Annotated in this window: 18 protein-coding genes; 4 read left to right on the top strand and 14 right to left on the bottom strand. The window is 45.7% G+C overall.

Annotation, left to right across the window (positions count from 1 at the left end; genetic code table 11):
- Entirely contained in the window at positions 1-1,845 is a 1,845-nt protein-coding gene (gene aspS, locus KCTCHS21_RS09745; protein ID WP_130607202.1) for an aspartate--tRNA ligase, read from the bottom strand.
- Positions 1,842-3,125: a histidine--tRNA ligase gene (gene hisS / locus KCTCHS21_RS09740; protein WP_130607200.1), complete on the bottom strand. Its 1,284-nt coding sequence runs from the start codon at positions 3,123-3,125 to the stop codon at positions 1,842-1,844. The genes aspS and hisS overlap by 4 nt, the downstream gene beginning before the upstream one ends.
- A gap of 808 nt (positions 3,126-3,933) precedes the next feature.
- On the opposite strand from hisS, the gene KCTCHS21_RS09735 reads away from it, so the two are divergent.
- Positions 3,934-4,533, top strand: coding sequence for a hypothetical protein (locus tag KCTCHS21_RS09735; RefSeq protein ID WP_130607199.1), 600 nt, complete (start codon positions 3,934-3,936; stop codon positions 4,531-4,533).
- Between the two features lie 421 nt (positions 4,534-4,954).
- Here KCTCHS21_RS09735 and KCTCHS21_RS09730 read toward each other — a convergent pair whose 3' ends face one another.
- The 9 genes from KCTCHS21_RS09730 to KCTCHS21_RS09690 all read right to left on the bottom strand — a co-directional run bounded on the left by KCTCHS21_RS09730 (position 4,955) and on the right by KCTCHS21_RS09690 (position 14,944).
- A complete protein-coding gene (locus KCTCHS21_RS09730) occupies positions 4,955-5,137 on the bottom strand; it encodes a hypothetical protein (protein ID WP_130607197.1) in 183 nt (60 codons plus the stop codon).
- 67 nt (positions 5,138-5,204) lie between these two features.
- Entirely contained in the window at positions 5,205-5,651 is a 447-nt protein-coding gene (gene dtd, locus KCTCHS21_RS09725) for a D-aminoacyl-tRNA deacylase (RefSeq protein ID WP_130607195.1), read from the bottom strand.
- Positions 5,652-5,799: 148 nt separating this feature from the next.
- Entirely contained in the window at positions 5,800-7,992 is a 2,193-nt protein-coding gene (locus KCTCHS21_RS09720; RefSeq protein ID WP_130616433.1) for a RelA/SpoT family protein, read from the bottom strand.
- A 217-nt stretch (positions 7,993-8,209) separates the two neighbouring features.
- Positions 8,210-8,722: an adenine phosphoribosyltransferase gene (locus tag KCTCHS21_RS09715; protein ID WP_130607193.1), complete on the bottom strand. Its 513-nt coding sequence runs from the start codon at positions 8,720-8,722 to the stop codon at positions 8,210-8,212.
- Between the two features lie 109 nt (positions 8,723-8,831).
- Positions 8,832-11,282 carry a single-stranded-DNA-specific exonuclease RecJ gene (gene recJ / locus KCTCHS21_RS09710; RefSeq protein WP_130607191.1) on the bottom strand — a complete coding sequence of 817 codons (2,451 nt, stop codon included), beginning with the start codon at positions 11,280-11,282 and terminating at the stop codon, positions 8,832-8,834.
- A gap of 85 nt (positions 11,283-11,367) precedes the next feature.
- Positions 11,368-12,309, bottom strand: a complete 942-nt coding sequence (locus tag KCTCHS21_RS09705) for a cation diffusion facilitator family transporter (protein ID WP_130607189.1) — start codon at positions 12,307-12,309, stop codon at positions 11,368-11,370.
- Positions 12,310-12,332: 23 nt separating this feature from the next.
- Positions 12,333-13,241: a protein translocase subunit SecF gene (secF, locus tag KCTCHS21_RS31665; RefSeq protein ID WP_130607187.1), complete on the bottom strand. Its 909-nt coding sequence runs from the start codon at positions 13,239-13,241 to the stop codon at positions 12,333-12,335.
- Positions 13,231-14,505: a protein translocase subunit SecD gene (secD, locus tag KCTCHS21_RS31660; RefSeq protein WP_130607185.1), complete on the bottom strand. Its 1,275-nt coding sequence runs from the start codon at positions 14,503-14,505 to the stop codon at positions 13,231-13,233. Before secD ends, secF begins: the two co-directional genes overlap by 11 nt.
- Before the next feature lie 109 nt (positions 14,506-14,614).
- Complete coding sequence (locus tag KCTCHS21_RS09690; RefSeq protein ID WP_331872028.1) at positions 14,615-14,944, bottom strand: post-transcriptional regulator; 330 nt, start codon at positions 14,942-14,944, stop codon at positions 14,615-14,617.
- Between the two features lie 159 nt (positions 14,945-15,103).
- Here KCTCHS21_RS09690 and spoVB point away from each other — a divergent pair, with 159 nt between their 5' ends.
- Positions 15,104-16,696: a stage V sporulation protein B gene (spoVB, locus tag KCTCHS21_RS09685; protein WP_232058230.1), complete on the top strand. Its 1,593-nt coding sequence runs from the start codon at positions 15,104-15,106 to the stop codon at positions 16,694-16,696.
- Positions 16,697-16,700: 4 nt separating this feature from the next.
- Here spoVB and KCTCHS21_RS09680 read toward each other — a convergent pair whose 3' ends face one another.
- Positions 16,701-17,426: a YetF domain-containing protein gene (locus KCTCHS21_RS09680; protein ID WP_130607183.1), complete on the bottom strand. Its 726-nt coding sequence runs from the start codon at positions 17,424-17,426 to the stop codon at positions 16,701-16,703.
- Positions 17,427-17,654: 228 nt separating this feature from the next.
- On the opposite strand from KCTCHS21_RS09680, the gene KCTCHS21_RS09675 reads away from it, so the two are divergent.
- Together KCTCHS21_RS09675 and KCTCHS21_RS09670 are read left to right on the top strand one after the other, a co-directional pair.
- Positions 17,655-18,053, top strand: coding sequence for a TIGR04086 family membrane protein (locus KCTCHS21_RS09675; protein WP_130607181.1), 399 nt, complete (start codon positions 17,655-17,657; stop codon positions 18,051-18,053).
- Positions 18,054-18,125: 72 nt separating this feature from the next.
- A complete protein-coding gene (locus tag KCTCHS21_RS09670) occupies positions 18,126-18,992 on the top strand; it encodes a phosphatase PAP2 family protein (RefSeq protein ID WP_130607179.1) in 867 nt (288 codons plus the stop codon).
- Positions 18,993-19,083: 91 nt separating this feature from the next.
- Here KCTCHS21_RS09670 and yajC read toward each other — a convergent pair whose 3' ends face one another.
- Positions 19,084-19,398: a preprotein translocase subunit YajC gene (gene yajC, locus KCTCHS21_RS09665; RefSeq protein ID WP_130607177.1), complete on the bottom strand. Its 315-nt coding sequence runs from the start codon at positions 19,396-19,398 to the stop codon at positions 19,084-19,086.
- 17 nt (positions 19,399-19,415) lie between these two features.
- Positions 19,416-20,549 carry a tRNA guanosine(34) transglycosylase Tgt gene (tgt, locus tag KCTCHS21_RS09660; RefSeq protein ID WP_130607175.1) on the bottom strand — a complete coding sequence of 378 codons (1,134 nt, stop codon included), beginning with the start codon at positions 20,547-20,549 and terminating at the stop codon, positions 19,416-19,418.
- Positions 20,550-20,559: the final 10 nt, after the last annotated feature.

The following is a 20,559-nucleotide window of genomic DNA, read 5'->3' as shown; positions in this document are numbered from 1 at the left end:
TTAACCTTTGATCTCAGCAGCAGGCTCGCCCGACTCAGCGACTCCTTCAGCAGGCGCAGTATTTTTCGTTTGAGCAGCGATAGCCTTAGCAGATAGACGGACATGCAAATCATCTAATTGACGATCAGTAACAGTGGACGGTGCATCAACTAACAGATCCGTAGCGCTTGCGGTTTTCGGGAATGCAATCGTCTCCCGCAAGTTTGTACGTCCAGCTAGCAGCATGATTAGACGGTCTAAACCAAAAGCTATACCGCCATGTGGAGGCGTTCCATATTCGAAAGCATCAAGGAAAAAGCCGAATTTCTCTTGGGCTTCCTCAGCGGAAAAACCAAGCGCTTGGAACATTTTTTCTTGAACCTCACGCTTGTAGATCCGCATCGAGCCACCACCGACTTCATACCCGTTAAGCACGATATCGTAAGCTTGTGCACGAATCGCACCTGGATCGGTATCGAACAATGGAACATCCTCTTCTACTGGACGAGTGAACGGATGATGCTCGGCTACGAAACGCTTGCCTTCTTCGTCCCATCCAAGCAATGGGAAATCAACTACCCATAGGAATTTGTATGCTTTGTTGTCGATGAGACCCTGCTCTTTACCTACCTTCAAGCGAAGGTTACCCATGACATCTGCAGCTGTTTTCAGCTTGTCTGCAGAGAAGGTTAGCAAATCTCCATCCTCAACGTTTAAGCGTTCAGTTAAGGCTGCAATTTCTTCTGGCTTGAAGAATTTAACGATCGGACCTTTCCATTCGCCGTCCTTAACAGTTATCCACGCAATACCTTTACCACCATAACGAGCAGCGAACGGTTGTAGTTCATCTAGCTCCTTACGACTCCAGCCTGCACAGCCTTTAGCATTTAATGCTTTTACGACACCGCCTGAAGCTGCAACAGAGGCGAATACTTTAACTTCGCTTTCCTTGACGATATCCGTAACATCTTCAATTTCAAGGCCAAACCGCAAATCTGGCTTGTCGGAGCCATATTTATGGATAGCGTCATGGTAAGTCAAGCGTTGGAAAGGAGTTGCGATTTCAGCGCCGATTGTTTCACGGAACAAACGGGACATCAATTCCTCCATCATACCAAGAAGCTGATCCTGTGATAGGAAGGAGGTTTCAACATCGATTTGCGTAAATTCTGGTTGACGGTCAGCACGAAGATCTTCGTCACGGAAACAACGAGCAACTTGATAATAGCGCTCAATACCAGCGACCATTAGCAATTGCTTAAACAATTGCGGAGATTGCGGCAATGCGAAAAACTCACCTGGGTGAACCCGGCTTGGCACTAAATAATCACGCGCGCCTTCCGGCGTACTCTTCGTTAGAATCGGTGTTTCCACATCAATAAAACCATTATCATCTAAGAAGTCACGGAAAATTTTAGTCGCTTTAGAGCGAAGCAGGAGCGTCTTCTGCATTTCCGGACGACGCAAATCAAGGTAGCGATATTTCAGTCGAAGCGACTCGTCCACTTCTACTCCATCCTCAATCGGGAATGGTGGTGTTTTCGCAGCATTAATGATTTCCACTTCTACAACCTGAACTTCAATTTCACCGGTTGCAAGGTTTGGATTAAATGTAGCTGGATCACGTTCAACAATTTTACCTTTTACAGCTAGAACGAACTCATTACGCGCACGGCTTCCAAGATCCAATGCCTGACCAGAGAATTCAGGGTTGAAGACGATTTGCACAATACCTGTACGGTCACGGAGATCTATAAAAAGAATACCTCCGAAATCTCGCCAGCCTTGAACCCAGCCGTTCAAAATAACCGTTTGACCTACGTTTTCCTTGGATAACTTACCGCAATCGATGTTTTTGAGCATCATGATTTGTTGTTCCCCTTTTCATCTGTGAAAGTAAATGTTTTTATCGCTTCAGCCAGACTACCCAGCTTAACCGCCTGCTGTTCTCCTGACGTCATTGCCCTTAAGGAAATTTCCCCGCGCTCCAGCTCGTCATCTCCAAGCACTGCCGCGAATCGAGCTCCATTGCGCTCAGCTGCTTTGAATTGCGCTTTTGTCTTACGGCCAAGATAATCTCGTTCCGCAGATAAGCCCGCATTCCGTAGCTGCTGCAGCAAAGCTGGTATTGCCTTTTCCGCCCGTTCCCCGAGAGCAACGATATAAACGTCAATGCCACTGTTTACATTAGTTTTAACTTTTTGGCTTTCTAACAATAGCAGCGTTCTTTCTAAGCCTAAGCCAAGCCCAACACCAGGCTGATTATCCCCACCGAATTCAGATACAAGCCCATTATATCGACCACCGCCGCCAATGGTATCAATAGCACCGATGCCTTGAGCTTTATATTCAAAAGCGGTGTGCGTGTAATAGTCCAATCCACGAACTAATCTAGAATTGAGATTATACGGTATTTCCATCTCATCCAAGCATTCGCGTACCCGCAAGAAATGAGCTAGGCATTCCTCGTCGAGGCTGTCCACGATTGAAGGAGCATCCGCGAACTTGTCTTGATCCACTTTACAATCAAGCACCCGAAGTGGATTTCGTTCCATTCGTGATTGACAATCCTTACACAGGGTATCTTTTATTGGCGTTAGAAAAGAAAGTAGCTTCTCACGAAACTCTGCTCTAACAGCTGGCGTACCAACAGAATTTAAGTCTACTGTAACTCCAGTAAGCCCGAGCTCACGATAGAAGGTGTACCCGAGAGCGATAACCTCTGCATCCAGAGCAGGATCTGCCGAACCGATGGCCTCTATGCCAAATTGGTGGAACTGGCGATATCTCCCTGCCTGCGCCCTCTCGTATCGGAACATAGGTCCGATATAATAAAGCTTAGACAAGTCAGGCTCTCCAAAAAGCTTATTCTCTAGATAGGAACGAACAACACCTGCTGTACCTTCTGGTCGCAGTGTCATACTTCTCTTGCCGCGGTCTTCAAAAGTGTACATTTCTTTCTCTACAATATCTGTAGTTTCGCCTACTCCGCGCTTGAACAGCTCCGTCGCTTCAAATATTGGAGTGCGGATTTCGCTAAAACCGTAACGCCGACAGACGTCGCGTGCGGTATTCTCTACGTACTGCCATAGCTCCGAATTCCCAGGCAAAATATCTTGCGTACCTGGTGGTTTTTGAAAATTCATTACGATCACTCCTTCTCCAGAAAACAAGTAAACGGCTTCGCCGTCCGTTGAACGGCGGTACACGTTTGTATCGAGCGATCAGATGAGTATACAGACATAGGAATTTATACTTTCTGATCGTACAAGCATAAACGGCTAATGCCGTCCCTTTCACGGCGATCACGTTTGTGTCGGAGACGATTCAGGATAAGTATACGAATTTTATACTTTCTGAATCGTCAAAAAAGCTCTCGTCCCATAACGATCCTAAGATCGTCAGGGACGAGAGCGTGTTTTATATGCTCCCGCGGTGCCACCCGTCATTCAAACCGTGCTATCCGTTCCAAGAAACGTCGTTACACAGCTTGCGCTTAATCCGGTTAACGCCCGGCTACGCCTTAATGCTAATTGACTCTAGGTCATCAATAATGAGCCAGTGTCTTTCACATCAGGTTCTCGAGGGTGTCGTTCGTCCAATCATCGCCGGAAAGCTTGCAGCCAAAAGGCTTTCCTCTCTGGGGGCGTGGGGCCGGAGTACTGTTCCCTGTCATAGAATTAAAGGCAAATTTCAATTGTAATTAATTGTAGTCTGTTGCCGAGAGCATGTCAAGGCGTGCTCTCGATTTTGTATGCTCTGGATTTTTTGTGCGGCGTTTTTGTTTTTGTGCGACTAGGGTAACCCCATTACATTTGTTTGAATTCGCAGTAACATATCCCTACCAATCAAGCACAAAGCCGCCTTCTCTTCAGTAACCAAGCTAGAATTACCCGCCCACCTTGCATAAAAAAATCGTGCACCACCCACCAAGCGAGTCGTTACCAGCCCACGTTGCCTGAAAAATCGTACACCGTTCACCGACCACGTCGCTTCCAGCAGCTATTCACCGAAGTTATTGTTGCATCGGTGGATCAAAATCTGAGATTATCCCGAAGAGCGGATGTTTGTGAAAAAGAAAAGAAAGTCCTCCTTGGGATGGCTCTTATCGTTGCGTTTTGTGACGATGACGGGGACTTTCTCTTTGGCATGGCTCTTATCGTTGCGTTTTGCGACGATGACGGGGGCTTTCTCCCTGGGGTGGCTCTTATCGTTGCATTTTGCGACGATGACGGGGGATTTCTCCTTGGGGTGGCTCTTATCGTTGCATTTTGCGACGATGACGGGGGCTTTCTCCTTGGCGTGGCCCTCATCGTTGCATTTTGCGACGATAACGGGGGCTTTCTCTTTGGCATGGCTCTTATCGTTGCATTTTGCGACGATGACGGTGGCTTTCTCTTTGGCATGGCTCTTATCGTTGCATTTTGCGACGATAACGGTGGCTTTCTCCTTAGCTTGGCTCTTATCGTTGCATTTTGCGACGATGACGTGGGATTTCTCCTTGGTGCAACTCTCATTATCATTTTTTGCAGCAATAGAGGGGGTCGTTCATGATTTTCACTACTCAGTAGCCCTTCGACTTAATGTCGCAAGGCAGAAAATAACCTGCCGACATGTCGACAGGTTCATTTTATAAATATATTGAAAAAGGGGGTCGTCTATAGATTAGTCTATTTACTTTAAGGAAGCATGATAGGGAGATTACAATTAGGTTACAAAAAAGTAAGCGTTATCTCCTTGCTGCTACAATACACTTGCTGTAGCCTCCTCCATCCTCAGAAAACAAACGTTAATTGGCGGAGTTTTACCCAACAAACATAGAGGATTATGGGCAAAAAAGATCAAAAAAAAGCTATCCCTCGACTCATCAAATGAATCAAGAGGGATAGCCAACACGTTATTTTCTCAGCCTCAAAAGAAGACTAGCCGTGATGAATTCGAGCCCAGCTCGCTTCCGAACTCCTAGCCGATCTGACTACCCCCGTCCACCAGGTGGATGACGTCGTCCATGGGCAGCGCCCGCGGATGAGATAGAGCCCAGCTCGCTTCCGAATTCCTCGCGAATCTGACTAGCCAAAGCTATCGCTTCTCTGCGTTCAGGTATTAAGCCTTCCCGCATCATCCACTCTAAGTTTGCTTCTTTGCGCGATTGTCTCATAACCTGCCGACTTCCTTTCTAGTTCAGAGAAGGGTTCGACAAGTAGTGTTGCCTTATCACGCCATTTTCAACCGTTCCGGCTATCTAAGATCAATGTTACCGGACCATCATTCACCAAAGAGACATCCATCATTGCACCGAATTTGCCCGTCTCTACTATAAGACCTCGGCCACGCAAACGCTCATTAAATTGCTCATACAGAAGCTCTGCAATTTCCGGCTTGGCAGCTGCCATGAAGTTAGGACGCTTTCCCTTACGACAGTCCGCGTAAAGGGTGAACTGGGACACCGACAAAATCGCTCCCTTGACATCCTCCACGGACAAATTCATTTTACCAGCGTCGTCCTCAAAAATCCGCAAGCCAGCAAGCTTGTCCGCCATCCAAATGAGATCCTGCTCGCCATCCTCATGTCCAAATCCAACAAGCAGCATTAATCCGACGCCGATTTCTCCCACGACTTTACCCTCGACGGATACCTTCGCTTCGGATACCCGCTGCAAAACAACTTTCATTACCTTACCCCCGGCTTTCTATTTTCGCAACACACTAACAGCTTCCAACGCGCGCGTTGGAAGCTGCACGACAGCGTTGTGGCGTTGCACAACGGCGGAGTGACCTTGCACGACGGCGGTCAACCACATGCTATATCATTGCGCCGCTCTATTGCATCATCCGTTGAACGGAGAAAATATCTTTAACACGTTTAATTTTATCGACTACAGATTGCAGATGATCTACATTCCGGATAAGTATCGTCATATGCATAATAGCCATCTTATTCTTATCTGATCTGCCCGATACAGCTGCAATGTTCGTCTTACTTTCCGAAACAGCTTGTAGCACCTCATTAAGCAAGCCCCGGCGATCATGACCCAAAATCTCAATCTCAACACTATAGTTTGACTCGACAGTAGCTTCCCATTCTACTTCAATGACACGTGCTGCTTCTTCCCCGTCCTCAGACGTAGGGATGTTAGGGCAATCCGAACGATGGACGGACAAGCCCCGTCCTCGGGTAATGTACCCAACAATGTCATCTCCCGGAACCGGATTACAGCAGCGTGCAAATCGAACGAGCAGATTGTCAACACCTTTAACTTTCACGCCATGTGTCTGACGACGTTTCTCGGCTCCATTGGAAGGAGCCTTCATTTCCTTCACTTCGGTAGTCAGCTGAATTTGCTGCGCTTCTTCGGCTTCCTTCCGCAGCTTCTCTGTCAGCTTCGTACATATTTGTGCTGCTGTTATCCCGCCGAATCCAATTGCCGACAGCATGTCTTCCCAGTCGTTAAACGTAAACTTTTTAGCCGCTTCCTGAAGCTTGTCATCCGTCATCCATTCATGAGGCTCCAAGCCAAGCCGCTTCAATTCACGCTCTAGCAGGTCACGACCCTTTTCAACGCTTTCTTCGCGTTTCTCCTTCTTAAACCATTGCCGAATTTTCGTTCTGGCATGAGAGGACTGCGCGATCTTTAACCAATCCTGGCTCGGCCCGTAAGAATGCTTCGAGGTTAAAATTTCAACAATGTCACCGGTTTTAAGCTTATGATCCAGCGGAACGATACGGCCATTAACTTTAGCGCCGATGGTCCGGTTACCTACTTCAGTGTGAACGCGAAAAGCAAAATCAAGAGGTACTGATCCTGCAGGCAGCTCAAACACTTCACCTTTAGGAGTAAATACGAATACGAGATCCGTAAAGAAATCCATTTTGAGCGATTCCATGAACTCTGCCGCATCTCTTGTTTCTTGCTGCAGCTCGATAATTTCGCGGAACCAGTTCATTTTATCCCCGAAACTGCCTGGTGTCACACCTGTGCTATTCCCATCCTTATATGCCCAGTGAGCCGCAACCCCTATTTCACTTGTTCGGTGCATTTCCCAAGTTCTAATCTGAACCTCTGTCGGCTCGCCTGTGGAGCCAACAATTGTCGTATGAAGAGATTGGTACATATTCGCCTTCGGCATAGCAATATAATCCTTGAACCGTCCCGGCATAGGCTTCCATAAAGTATGAATAATACCGAGCGTGGCATAGCAATCCTTAACATTGTCAACCAGAATCCGAATAGCAAGCAAATCATATATCTCATTGAACTGCTTGTTCCGTGAAGACATTTTCTTATAAACACTATAAATATGCTTCGGACGACCAGAAATATCGCCTTGAATGCCCATTTCCTCGAGCTTCTCCCGAATTTTCTCTATCAGCTCGGTAATGTGCAGCTCTCTCTCTGTTCGTTTCATCTTCATCAAATGTGCAATTCGATAATATTGCTGGGGATTGAGGAATCGCAATGCGATATCCTCCATCTCCCATTTAATCGCACTAATCCCAAGCCTATGCGCAATAGGGCAGAAAATTTCCAGTGTTTCGTGAGCAATACGGCGCTGGCTTTCCTCTGATTGGAACTTAAGTGTCCGCATATTGTGCAGCCGATCGGCCAATTTGATGAGAATAACTCTAATGTCGTTCGCCATTGCCACAAACATTTTGCGGTAGTTCTCGTTCTGCTGCTCTTCCTTGGACTGGAATTGAATCCGCTCTAGCTTGGTCAAGCCGTCTACTAGGCCAGCTAGCGTCTCACCGAAACGACTGCGCAAGTCCTCGACTGTAACGTTCGTATCCTCTACGACATCATGAAGCAATGCCGCCATAACTGTAACGACATCCATTTGCATGCCCATGCAGATTTCCGCTACTGCAACGGGATGCAAAATATAAGGTTCACCGGATTTACGAACCTGACCGCGATGAGCTTCCTCGGCAAATTCATAAGCTTCCCGGATTTTCTGCAGATCTTGCTCTTTCATATAAGTAGAAGCTTTCTCGAGAAGCAGTTCCATGCCCATGCCAAATTCCTTTCCGCCGGCGTCATCCACCGCGAGTTTCCCTGAAGTTATTGCTACCATTATGCCTCTTTGCGACGGGAAACGTCAACCTTCAGCCAGTTAATGTAAGACTTTGCATAGCAAGCAAATATAAACGGGACCTCTCAATAGTCTGCTGACCAGAGAAGCCCCGTCTTATGCTTAAATGCCTATTTACCTACCAAGGTATTGTCTACACTCAATAAGTAACTAATGAGACAACATCAATTCCGGACAATTTATCGCGTCCAGATAAATATCCAAGCTCAATTAAGAACGCTGCACCAACAATGTCCCCGCCAAGCTGTTTGATGAGGTCTATAGAGGTTGCAATCGTCCCCCCTGTAGCTAATAAATCATCAGCGATTAATACCTTCTGACCAGGCTTTATCGAATCGCTATGAATAGCGAGACGGTCATTGCCATATTCCAAATCATAAGTAGCCTCTACCGTTTCCCCAGGTAGCTTCCCACTTTTGCGAATCGGAATGAAGCCAATGCCTAGCGCTAGCGCCAACGGAGCTCCAATAACAAAGCCGCGAGCTTCAGGTCCAGCAATAAGATCAATTTCCTTGTCCTTTACAAGCTCTTTCATCGCATCAATGGCAGCTTTATAAGCAGGACCATCCTTTAGCAAGGTCGTAATATCTTTGAAGCGTATGCCTGGCTGCGGATAATCAGGAATAACACGAATATAGTCTTTGAAGTCCACGATATCATACTCCTTTATAGGGATGAAGCTTAATCGTAACGATAACACACGACAGAATTATACACTTTTTCTTTGGCGTTTGGCTAGAGAGGGTTGCCCTTCCGCGGTATCACGATGGGACCTTGGAATGACAACTTATCAGCCATTGCTGTAGCTCTTCCGTTGTCATCTCTGATAATCTTAATCTATTAGATTGCTCCCGAGCTTTGCGATAACGCTCAGACTGCTCTAAGTCTCTACGGGGAGGCTCTTTAACAAACTTACGAGAGGCCCCTTCTGCAGCGATGAAGCCAAGCTCCGTGAATACATCCAGCATCATTCGAAGAGTGGATAAAGGCTTTCCCGTCTTTAATGCTATTTCTTGAACAAATCCATTCGGACTGTCTAGCCACGATCCTCGGGCCCGACACATCGCATAAATTTCGCCAAATTGCTTTCGATCAGGGAAAGCTGCATTGCCCTCAGTAACCTGTTGGTTTGTTGCTAAATCTGAAAAAACGGTAACACACTCCCCGCCTACTTGAGGAGAGAGCCACTGCTCTAGCGTACTGACCTCCTGCTGAGTGCAAGGCAATCCAAGTAATATTAAATGTCGCCATTCCTCTAACAGATTTGCGCCTTCTGCACTATTCTCCTCTGATGCCACCGCAGTCTCCATAACTAGACGGGCATCGAGGCTACTCTCTGATAATAAACGAATCGGAACTCCTGTATGACTAAATTGAGAAATAGCTTCCTGAAATATAGCTTTAGAGCCACAACCGATAACAAGACCTGATGACTGATTATTAATATGCTCTTCAACAGTGCTCCACATCTTGTTATCCTTACGTCTGTCCTGTAACTGAATATGCTGGGATCGATAATCATGGAGCATAACCTGCACCTTACGATTACCGTTCCATTCATTGATCGATAGCTCTCCTAACAGATCAATCATCGTTCCTGGCGCCAAGCGATCTCGCTGCTCACCCATTCCGAATGCTACTACTTCCATGGATTGATTAGCTTGCTCTATCGTTAAACGCAGGTGGCTGCCGTCCTTCCCCATTGTACGACTTTCTCTAACGAATACATCCTGAATGACGATACGTGGTCTTGGATTGGCATTACCGAACGGCTCCAAGCGTTCCAATTGCTCAACAGCCTTTAGAGAGGCTTCGGATAAAGGAATACTTAAATCAATCCGACGCTTTGGCTTCCAATCCTCAGGGCTAAGCCATTGCTCTGCAAGAATATGCAGTCTATCCGCAAGCACATCTACCTTTTCCCGGGAAATAGTCAATCCCGCAGCAGCCTGATGTCCACCGAAATGCACCATGAGCTCTGCATTCTCGGACAATGCGGCATAGAGATCAAAGCCGTCTATTGAACGCGCAGAGCCTTTGCACAGCCCTGTCGACTCATCAACAGCAAGAATAAGAACAGGGCGATAATAACGTTCTACAAGCTTAGAGGCCACAAGCCCTGCAATTCCTGCGTTCCAGCCTTCCTTAGCGAGAACAATTACATTCCTCTTCGTGCTTCCCTCTAATTGACAGATGCTCTGCCACAGCTCATCTGCCTCAATAACCGTTTGCTCAACCAATAATTGACGCTCACTGTTCAGCTTATCCAGCTCTGCCGCATACAAATCCGCTTCTTCATCTCCAGTAGCAGCAAGAAGCTTCACGGCAGTATCCGCATGCTCTAGCCGTCCCCCTGCATTTAACCTTGGAGCCAGAGAAAATCCGATGCGACCGCTGTTTAGTTCCTCAGGTTTAATGCCACAAACCTTGGAGAGTGCTCGAATACCAGCATTAGGCTGACGGCGCATTAAATCCAGCCCTAGACGGGCAATAATTCGATTCTCACCTGTAAGCGGCATTAAATCCGCAATCGTACCAATTGCAGCCAAATCTGCGTATTCAAGCATAGGACGTCCAAGCATCGCATGCGCAAGCTTGAATACGACTCCTGCACCACATAGTCCTTTAAAGGCATAAGTGCAATCCTTCTGTTTCGGATTTACGAGAGCTATCGCCTCTGGCAATACTTCCGGGGGCTCATGATGGTCCGTAACGATAACATCAATCCCTCTTTGCGTAGCGTAAGCAATCTGCTCTACCGCGCTAATCCCATTATCAACCGTTATAAGCAATCGGATACCGGCTTCAGCAGCCAAATCTATCGCATTAATATTAAGCCCATAACCTTCTCGGCTACGATGCGGAATATAAGTATCATAGGTAGCCCCTAATTCACTAAGTAAACGAGTCATAAGAACGGTAGACGTTACGCCATCAGCATCATAGTCCCCATACACACGAATCTGCTCTCCATTGCGAACGGCTTCTTTTATTCGCTCTACTGCGACCGCCATTCCCTTCATATCAAAAGGATCTAACAAATGCTCTATGTCAGCTTGGAGAAAATGAGCCGTTTGATCCAATGAGCTCCATCCTCTGGCAACGAGAACACTCGCCACTAATCGGTCAACCTTTAAGCCTTGCATGAAAGACGTAACCAAATCATGATTAGGCTCCGAAATATCCCATCTATACTTGGATTTGATCATCATAAGTCTCCTTTCCAAGTCCAATTACACAACAAACAATCCGCCGACTATTGGCGGCGGATTGTTTGGCTCGTTAAAGCAATGTAAATCATTGTAGAAGAGAAGAAACTTCCTCTTCGTGATGATTTGATTTATAAGGATAACCAGGATCATAGGGCTGTACCTTCACATTAACATCCATAACATGTATAAACCGTTTCGTTAAATGACGCCGTACGCGATGAGCGACATCCTGTCCCTCAAACACGCTAATTCTTGGGTTCACACATATAACGATATCTAATACGAGATAATGCCCGTGCTCCCTAGCCTTCACCTCGTCCACGGCAACAACACCGTCTACCCGTTGAACCGCTTCAAGCAGGGTTTGAGCATCTGTGTCGTCCATCTTATAGCGATCAGGGGATCTAAGAACTCCGGATGTCATGCGATACCCCATCCTGACAACGAATACGGATATGACAATCCCTGCTGCAGGATCTAATACGTATAGAAAAGGCATGTCGTACATGCCCCCGATAACAGCGCCAGAAGTTCCGACTAAGGCAGTTATGGAAGCAAATATATCTGAGCGATTGTCTCCATTCCTATCTCCGCGTATCCCTGAACGGATATCACGAACCCGTTTATACCGAATGAGACCTTCTCTAACTCCGATACCCGCAGCAATAACAATTACGGCACTAACACCTGGAGCCTCGTCTACACCATTAGCTAGAGATCGAACTGAAGAAACCCCAACCTCAATCCCTGCTACAAGCAGCAAAGCCGACAGAACGATTGCTGCAGCAGATTCCGGCTGTTGCCTGGAGGAAGCCTTCGCATTCGGATCCACCTTTGCTTTGCGAATACCAAGGTAGGAGGTCACTGACCCTGCAAAGTCTGCAGCCGAATGACAAGCATCTGCTAGCAAAGCCTTACTGCCTGTCAGCCAACCTACCGTGCCTTTTACTACAAACAAGCCGAGTAGCCCCCAAAGGGAAACCAGAGCGCCGCGTTCCGCAGATACGGAGCGTTGTTCCATTGCCATTAGAGCCACTCCTTTCCTATTGCTTAAAGCGTGCCTTGCGGTTTAACAGCCACTTTCTTAAGCGGTTGTTTTTTCTTAAGATACAGCCAGATTTGGCTGGCGATAAAGATAGAAGAATATGCACCGCTCACGAGACCAAAAATCATCGCCAACGAGAACAATTTAATCGATTCTCCACCGAGAGCAAACAAACAAACAGCAGCTATCAATACCGTAATAACAGTATTAATGGAACGCGCCAAGGTTTGCCAGATACTCCTGTTGACAAGTGCGTCTAGATCTGCCGAAGTTTTGAGCTTAGCAAACCGTAGATTTTCCCGAATACGGTCGAAAATAACGACAGTATCGTTAATGGCGTAACCGATAATAGTCAACACCGCAAGGATGAAAGGTAAATTAACCTCTAGCCTTAAGATCGAGAACATCGTGATAACGAAAAATGCGCTATAAATAAGAGAAATTACGGCAGAAATAGCGAATCTCCATTCAAAACGAATACTGACGTAAATAACAATACCAAGGCAGGCAACTAACATACCTATTAGAGCACTGTTTTGTTGCTCACGAGCAATATCGACATCAACGATATTAATCTCGAAGGAAGCTCCAGGATCAATCTGCTCAGTGAAGGCAGTTTTAAAATCCTTCTCTTGCTGCTCGTTAAGCGCCGCCTTAAAACGAATTGAATCGCGATTCTCAGCAGTTGTAAGTGAGTAGTCGCCTAATTTCTGATCATCAAGGAAAATCTTTAACTTCTCAACCTCAATTGGTTTCTTAGTTGAGACATCTACCGATGTTCCGGAACTGAAGTCAATGCCATAATTTAATCCAAAAATGCTGACAGCCACGATACCTAGAAGCGTGATAATCGCGGAAATAATTAAAAACCGACGGCTTGACTTAACAAAGTCAAAGGTACGTTTAGAGCGCATCGATTTCACTCCCCTTCACGCTATAGTGCGCTGGCTTGTTAAAACGTCCACTTTTGATAAGCAGAGTAAGCAAATAACGTGGAAGGAACACGTTTGTTAGAATGTTAACGACTATGCTCGCAATGAGAACAATTGCGAAGCTCTTAACGATACCATGTCCCATGAAATACAACACTGAGCCTGCGATTAATGTAGTAATATGCGCATCAATAATCGTTCTGAAGCTGTTCTTCGCTCCTGCACGCAGTGATGAAGCAATCGTTTTTCCACTACGAAGCTCGTCCTTAATCCGCTCAGCTGTAATGATATTCGAATCAACTGCAATACCTATACCAAGCACGAAGGCTGCGATACCCGGGAGAGTTAATGTGGCTCCCATCATGTAGAATACGAGTAGCAGCACCCATACGAAAACGACAAGACATATGCTAGCAACAGCACCAGGTAACCGATAAAAGTACAGCATGAACACAAGAATGAGCACAGAGGCTAGTCCGCCCGCAAATAAAGTATCATGGAGCGACTGCTTACCTAGCGTTGCACCAACGCTTTGTGTGTATTTCTCAGTTATCTTCAGTGGTAAAGCACCCAAATTAATAACATCAGCAAGAGCTTGAGCTTTGTCCCTTGTTCCTTGACCGCTTATTACAGCAGTACCATCTGTTAGTGGTTGCTCCACAGTTGGATCCGACTGTAAATCCTCGTCCAGGTAAATGGCTAAGTTTTTACCCGTAAGTTCGGTGGAAACCTTAGTCAATTTACCTTTATCTTTGACTACAATTCTAACCAAGGGCTGATTCAAGTTGTTATACTCAACTTTAGCAGCGCCTTCCTTAAAATCACTGCCTAGCAGCTCGATTTTACAATAAGTCCCATCTGCACAGCCTGTAGCACTGCGGAATTGAAGCTCTGCAGGCTTTTTCATTAGATCGCGAATTTTCTGAATAGCTTCATCGCGCTCTTTGTCCGTCGATCCGGTTGAGACCGCAATTTTTAGACGAATCCGGTTTTTACCTTCCGTTGTTACTTCCGGCTCCGCAACGTTAGACTTGTTTGCCCGTTTTTCCAGACTAAGCGCAGTTTGTTTAAGCGCTTCTTTCGTAATGACGCCGCCTTCTGTTAACGGATGCGCTTCATACAAGATTTCAATGCCGCCTTTCAGGTCGAGCCCAAGCTTCGTTCCGTTCAGTAGTCCGGGCGTGAAGGCTCCCATAATCCCGAAGCTAACGATAACAACGAGCACGAAAGCCACTAATCTTTTCATCTTTGTTGCGGTCCCCTTTCGATTCTCAATGTTCCTATTATACCTACGTCATCAAATGGAAGTCAAAAATAAAACCTTCTCAGGCCGAGAAGGCTTTATCCATAACCCTTTATCGTTTACGCGCCTCGCCTCTATACATGCTTAAAGTTACGAAATTCATAAATTGTGTCACCTTAAGAGAAAGAATATCGTTAACTATTTCATAGAGCTGTGGCGTACCTTTTTTATGATATTTATCACTAACGCACTCCCACACATCTGCTCCAGTGACATGCTCATATCCGATGAGATGAAACTCCTCAGCTTTGCTTAAGCAGAGCTGCTCAAGTGTATCGCTTAACTCGATGTCGGTCATTTTGCTATCAACCACTTCTTCAGCAGAGTCTTCATTCTTACCCTCAAAATCAACGACTGCTAGCTCCTCTTTATGCTCTTCCATTATGAATTCCCTCCTGCCTGATGAAAGTGCAACTATTCACATTGTATCACTCTATGTATTTCTTCGCTAAAGCTTATATTCCTGCCAATGGCATGAAGACGGACAACCCTCGCATACATATGGACTAACCCACCTCAGAGAAGAGGGATCTCATTGTCTGTGCGTAAACAATCATTTATCCAGGGTGCCATGATCCTACTGGCTGCTGGACTCCTTAACAGAATTCTTGGATTTATTCCGCGAATCGCTTTACCACGAATGATTGGAGCCGAAGGAGTCGGACTCATTCAACTGGTATATCCCTTCACCATCGTCATGATTACGTTAATTGCTGGGGGCATTCCTCTTGCCGTTGCCAAGCTAGTTGCTGAAGCAGACTCTAGAAACGACCAGTATTCCGTTAGCAAAATATTACGAACATCCGTCATTCTGGCTCTTACAATCAGTTTGATAGCATCAGTAATCTGCTTAGGGCTTTCAGAAATTATCGCGAACCATGTTATGACGGATTCTCGTGTACACACTGCATTTCTAGTCATGATTCCCATTCTTCCGCTTGTTGCAGTATCTTCCGTGTGGCGGGGGTATTTTCAAGGCAAGCAGAACATGATTCCTACCGCTCTATCCCAAACGAGCGAAACCATTTTTCGCATTGTCTTGACGCTTCTATTCGCTTGGATGCTGCTACCCTATGGACTTGAGCTTGCTGCAGCGGGTGCTGTACTGGGTATGGTCGTCGGAGAACTAGTAGGATTAATCGTACTATGGATACAGTTCATTAATGATCGGCATGAAAAGCCTAACCTTGTGCCCCAGCCCCACAATAAAACACCTACAAATCTTAGTCAGAAAATGAATCATAGAGGATATTTAAGAAGCTTGCTGCAAACGGCAATTCCAGTGACTGGAAACAAGATGATTGGTTCCCTGTCTTATTTGCTGGAATCGATTTTAACCGTAAGAAGCTTAACTGCTGCTGGGATAGCAGCTGCGGGAGCAACAGCGCAGTATGGGGCTTTGCAAGGTATGGTCATCCCCTTACTTCTCCTACCTGGAGCCTTAACTTATTCACTGGCTGTATCGCTTGTACCCGCCCTCTCTGAAGCTGCTTCTCGCGGAGATTGGTCTACCGTTCATATTAGGCTACACCAATCTATGAGGCTTGCAGTTGTATCGGGAGCACCTTTCGTAGTTCTTATGGGATTACTTGCCGGTCCTATCTGTACGTTACTCTACGGAAATGATTCCATGGCGGGGATGTTAAGGTGGATGGCACCACTTGCCATATTTTTGTACATGCAGGCGCCATTGCAGGCCGCACTGCAAGCACTGAATCGTCCAGGTATTGCATTATTTAATACATTCGTAGGAGCTGCTATCAAATTAATACTCATTGTTCAATTAGCCACCAATCCTGACTACGGTATTCTTGGAGTAGTCATTGCAATAGGGATAAACATGGTTCTTGTTACCATGCTTCATTGGATCAGTGTCGCTCGCTGTACAGGCTTTAGAATGCAATCTCTAGATTTTATTAAGGTTACTACCGCCATGATCGTAATGAGCGCCGTAGCCTTATGGCTTTGGAACTTAGACCTGTTTGAACAAACAAGTCTAAATCTAATCCTTGTGAGCTTTATTGCCGTTATCGCTTACTTGCTTCTGCTTATTTTACTTAAGCTCATTGACCGCCACGATGTTGCCCGAGTGCCGATTATCGGAAGATTTTTCACTTCAAAAACTACTCCGTAAATAATTATTTTTTATCAATGTAAAGCTTTCCCTTGTGGTCAATACTGCAAAAGAATACAGTTTTGAAATTGTCTACATTATGGTTTTGTAATTCACTTTTCAACCAAAATCGTGTTTTTCCTAGCTTCTCCAAGTTGTCATCTTGGACCTGTCCATCCAATATGAGGGCTATTGGGAGTAACTCGTAGCGAATATTGGGAAGACTGTCTGTTTTAGAATAATTGTTCTCACTAGAGCTATTGCTCGTAGTTTGGGCCGTTGTCTGGTCGCTACTGGTGCTGTTGTCTTTTACGATTACAGACAGTTTGCCTGTTGATTCTAATACAGCTAGCTCCACGTCCCCAATAGCTGTTACCTGATTTTCTCGAAGCTGGAGCATTAAATCGTCTAGATTATACTTCTGCTTTTTCATTTCCTCACGGTTCAAGTGACCATTGCTTATTAGCACGCTTGGTTTGCCATCAAACAAAATGCGCAGCTTCCTATTTTTGAGTGAAAGGAACGACATGCCAATTTGGATAATGACAAGGAGCAATATAGGGGTAATGGAAAGAAGTATTGACTTATCTGTGGATTCGATTGCAATAACGGCTATTTCCGCAATCATTATTGAAATGACCACGTCAAAGACTGAAAGCTTGCCTATCTCTCGCTTGCCCATAAATCGCATGACCAGAAATACAAAAAAGTACATGACTAATGTTCTAAGCAAAATTGATGTTAGCTCCACACTTCCCCCTCCAGATCCATTGCTAAGGCTCATTCTGCCTGTTTAGGGTTCCTTGCACTAACTATTGTCACCGTGGACTGAACTACTCATCCCAATGTTCTCCGCAGAAAATATGGTAATTCGTCTTGTCCAGCTAGCCAAACGTAATTTGTTTTAGTCTAGCCTGTACTAGCTTGCAAGTCATCGCCATAAGCTGATACAAACAATTATGATAAGGAGTGAAGTCCCTTGAACACCCTTTCTCGCGTATTCGGCTTACGCAACGCATCTCCTGTAGCATCTGGTCTATACTGGTCTGGAATATGGCTTTCCATCGGGGCAACTGTATTATCGATTATGTTGATGGGTTCTTCCCTTAGTGAGTCCAATATGCTGCCTTGGGTAATCGGCGTTCATAGCTGCGCAGCGTTGGCCGGGGGGTTTGTATCCGCTAAGAGATCTGGGAGGCGAGGATGGTACTTCGGAATGGCTAATGGCCTGTTGTACACTCTTCTCCTTACTACGATTAGCTTTCTTGCAACTAATGCTAACTGGTCAATGATCGTCCCAATTTTATTTATCATAACTGCACTGGCCGGAGCATTCGGTGGTATGCTTGGAGTTAATGCCAGCTCTGGGCAGAGATGATGCATTAAGAATTACACATTTGTGCTATAATAAGGTAATACTTGAATCATCAAGAGTAGTCGGAGGGTGCCCATGATTTTGTTTCAAAGTATGTCGACCGTCGCGGTCTGCTCGGTTATTGCTGTCGGTGGTCTAATTTCCTTCGGTACAGGAAAACAACCCTTTGTTGCTGCTTGGTCGCTCCTTAAGTCAATAGTTGTGTCACGCAAATATTTATTTTTTTTCGTGGCCGTATTGGCAATCATGATTCTAAATAAGAATGAGCTAAAGCTAGAAAATTGGTTAAATGTGCCCTATGACCTTACTTCTACGATTACTGGATGGGAAGGCACTTGGCCTACTTGGCTACAAACGACATTTCAGTCCAATCTTCTTACAGCCCTCTGTGCTTTCTTTTATTTAGTCATGTTTCAATCTGCTATGATTGCATCTGTTGGGATTTACACCCATCATCAGAAAATGAAGCTTTATTACGCGTTCTGCGTTGCCATATTGATCAATTATTTTGTTGCAGTTCCCTTTTACCTATTCGTTCCAGTTAATGAAGTTTGGTCTGTGCACCCGCAGGTTAAATTTCTAATGCTCGACGTATTTCCATCCTTTGAACGGGAATATCGTTCTCTTTCGGGATTGGATAATTGCTTTCCAAGCCTTCACACCTCTATTTCAGTTACAGTAGCCTTAATAGCTAGCAAGTCTGGTATACGCCGATGGGCAGTATTCACATGGATTAATGCAGCGATTATTATTTTCTCGATTTTCTACTTAGGAATTCATTGGTTCACAGATATGATTGCAGGAGTTGCCCTCGCATTATTCGCAGCAAGTGTTGGTATTAAGGTTGGCGCTTGGGCAGATCGTACCTCCTTTGGTGCGGCCCGTGCTAAGGCTAAGCTCGAAGCCTCAAGCCCTGTTGGCTCCCAATCCTCTGGTCGCTAACGGTGCTTCACGAAGCTAAAATAAAAAAGCCATTGATCATGGAATAATATCCAGGATACAATGGCTTTTTTGTAAGCAAGGAAGGAAATTCCTAAGCATTTCCTTCGCTCTTAGCATCAGATCGTGCTGACACGTTATTTACGGAAGAACGATCAAACGTTAACTTCGTTACATCGTTGACTTTAATAACTACAGTGTCATCAGAAATCTCTGCAATTGTTCCGTGTAAGCCGCCAACCGTCACTACTTTATCGCCCTTTTGAAGAGCGTTCAGCATGGAGCCACGTTGCCGTTGCTTCTTCTGCTGAGGACGAATTAGCAGGAAATAAAAAATGGCAAACATCAGTATAAAGGGTGCTACAGTAATAAGTAGATTACTACCGCCGCCAGATTCCGCTAACCACATTTGTTTTCCCCCCTTTCTTAAAAACCGCTTTCGTTGTTGGCCATTCCGTACTTCTCGAAAAACTGATCACGGAACGTTCCCAGTCTATCCTCCCGAATTGCTTCTCTAACCTGAGCCATAAGATTAACAAGAAAATGTAAATTATGTATGGTCGTGAGACGGAGACCGAACATCTCGTCCGCTTTGATCAGGTGTCGAATATAAGCACGGGAATAGTTCTGGCAAGCATAACAATTACATTCCGGATCCAGAGGACCGAAGTCACTGCTGTACTTTGCATTACGAACGACCATTCGTCCTTGACTAGTCATCAGCGTTCCGTTGCGGGCTATCCGTGTTGGTAGAACACAATCGAACATGTCCACACCACGAATGCTTCCGTCCAGAAGAGCATCGGGTGAACCGACTCCCATCAGATAACGGGGCTTATTGCTAGGCAATAAATGTATGGTCTCTTCCAGCATTTCGTACATCAGTGGTTTAGGTTCCCCCACGCTTAGTCCACCCATAGCATACCCCGGAAAATCAAGGGAAGTCAAATCCAAAGCGCTCTGTTTACGTAAATCCTTGTGCATTCCACCTTGGACAATACCGAACAAAGCTTGATCTGATGGACGACCATGCGCCTTCAAGCATCTTTCCGCCCAGCGACTCGTTCTCTCGGTTGATTGTTTAACATATTCATATTCAGCCGGATACGGAGGACACTCGTCAAAAGCCATGATGATATCGGCGCCAAGTGCATTCTGCACCTGTGTAGCGCTCTCTGGTGTCAGAGAAAGCTTGTCTCCGTTAATATGTGAACGGAATTCAACGCCCTGTTCTGTTATCTTGCGCATCTCGCTCAGCGAGAACACTTGGAAGCCACCGCTATCTGTAAGGATTGGACGGTCCCAATTCATAAATTTGTGCAGTCCGCCAGCAGCCTTAACCAGCTCATGCCCTGGGCGAAGGAATAAGTGATAGGTGTTGCTTAGAATTATCTCTGCCCCAATAGCTTTCAGTTCTTCAGGACTAATGCCCTTGACGGAAGCCTGCGTGCCTACCGGCATAAAGGTTGGAGTATCGATAACACCGTGCGGAGTATGCAATCTGCCGAGTCTGGCGCCAGTCTGGGCACAGGTTTTAATTAATTCGTATTTTACTGCCATTCGGGTATTC

Origin of the sequence: Cohnella abietis, assembly GCF_004295585.1 — a bacterium.
In the GTDB taxonomy this organism is placed as follows: Bacteria; Bacillota; Bacilli; order Paenibacillales; family Paenibacillaceae; genus Cohnella; species Cohnella abietis.
This window is presented reverse-complemented; position numbering and strand designations above follow the sequence as displayed.

Coding starts and splice junctions, on each gene's coding strand:
- aspS (WP_130607202.1), bottom strand. CDS start 1,845: ATGATGCTCAAAAACATCGATTGCGGTAAGTTATCCAAGGAAAACGTA.
- hisS (WP_130607200.1), bottom strand. CDS start 3,125: ATGAATTTTCAAAAACCACCAGGTACGCAAGATATTTTGCCTGGGAAT.
- KCTCHS21_RS09730 (WP_130607197.1), bottom strand. CDS start 5,137: ATGAGACAATCGCGCAAAGAAGCAAACTTAGAGTGGATGATGCGGGAA.
- dtd (WP_130607195.1), bottom strand. CDS start 5,651: ATGAAAGTTGTTTTGCAGCGGGTATCCGAAGCGAAGGTATCCGTCGAG.
- KCTCHS21_RS09720 (WP_130616433.1), bottom strand. CDS start 7,992: ATGGGCATGGAACTGCTTCTCGAGAAAGCTTCTACTTATATGAAAGAG.
- recJ (WP_130607191.1), bottom strand. CDS start 11,282: ATGATGATCAAATCCAAGTATAGATGGGATATTTCGGAGCCTAATCAT.
- KCTCHS21_RS09705 (WP_130607189.1), bottom strand. CDS start 12,309: ATGGCAATGGAACAACGCTCCGTATCTGCGGAACGCGGCGCTCTGGTT.
- secF (WP_130607187.1), bottom strand. CDS start 13,241: ATGCGCTCTAAACGTACCTTTGACTTTGTTAAGTCAAGCCGTCGGTTT.
- secD (WP_130607185.1), bottom strand. CDS start 14,505: ATGAAAAGATTAGTGGCTTTCGTGCTCGTTGTTATCGTTAGCTTCGGG.
- KCTCHS21_RS09690 (WP_331872028.1), bottom strand. CDS start 14,944: ATGGAAGAGCATAAAGAGGAGCTAGCAGTCGTTGATTTTGAGGGTAAG.
- KCTCHS21_RS09670 (WP_130607179.1), top strand. CDS start 18,126: ATGATTTTGTTTCAAAGTATGTCGACCGTCGCGGTCTGCTCGGTTATT.
- yajC (WP_130607177.1), bottom strand. CDS start 19,398: ATGTGGTTAGCGGAATCTGGCGGCGGTAGTAATCTACTTATTACTGTA.
- tgt (WP_130607175.1), bottom strand. CDS start 20,549: ATGGCAGTAAAATACGAATTAATTAAAACCTGTGCCCAGACTGGCGCC.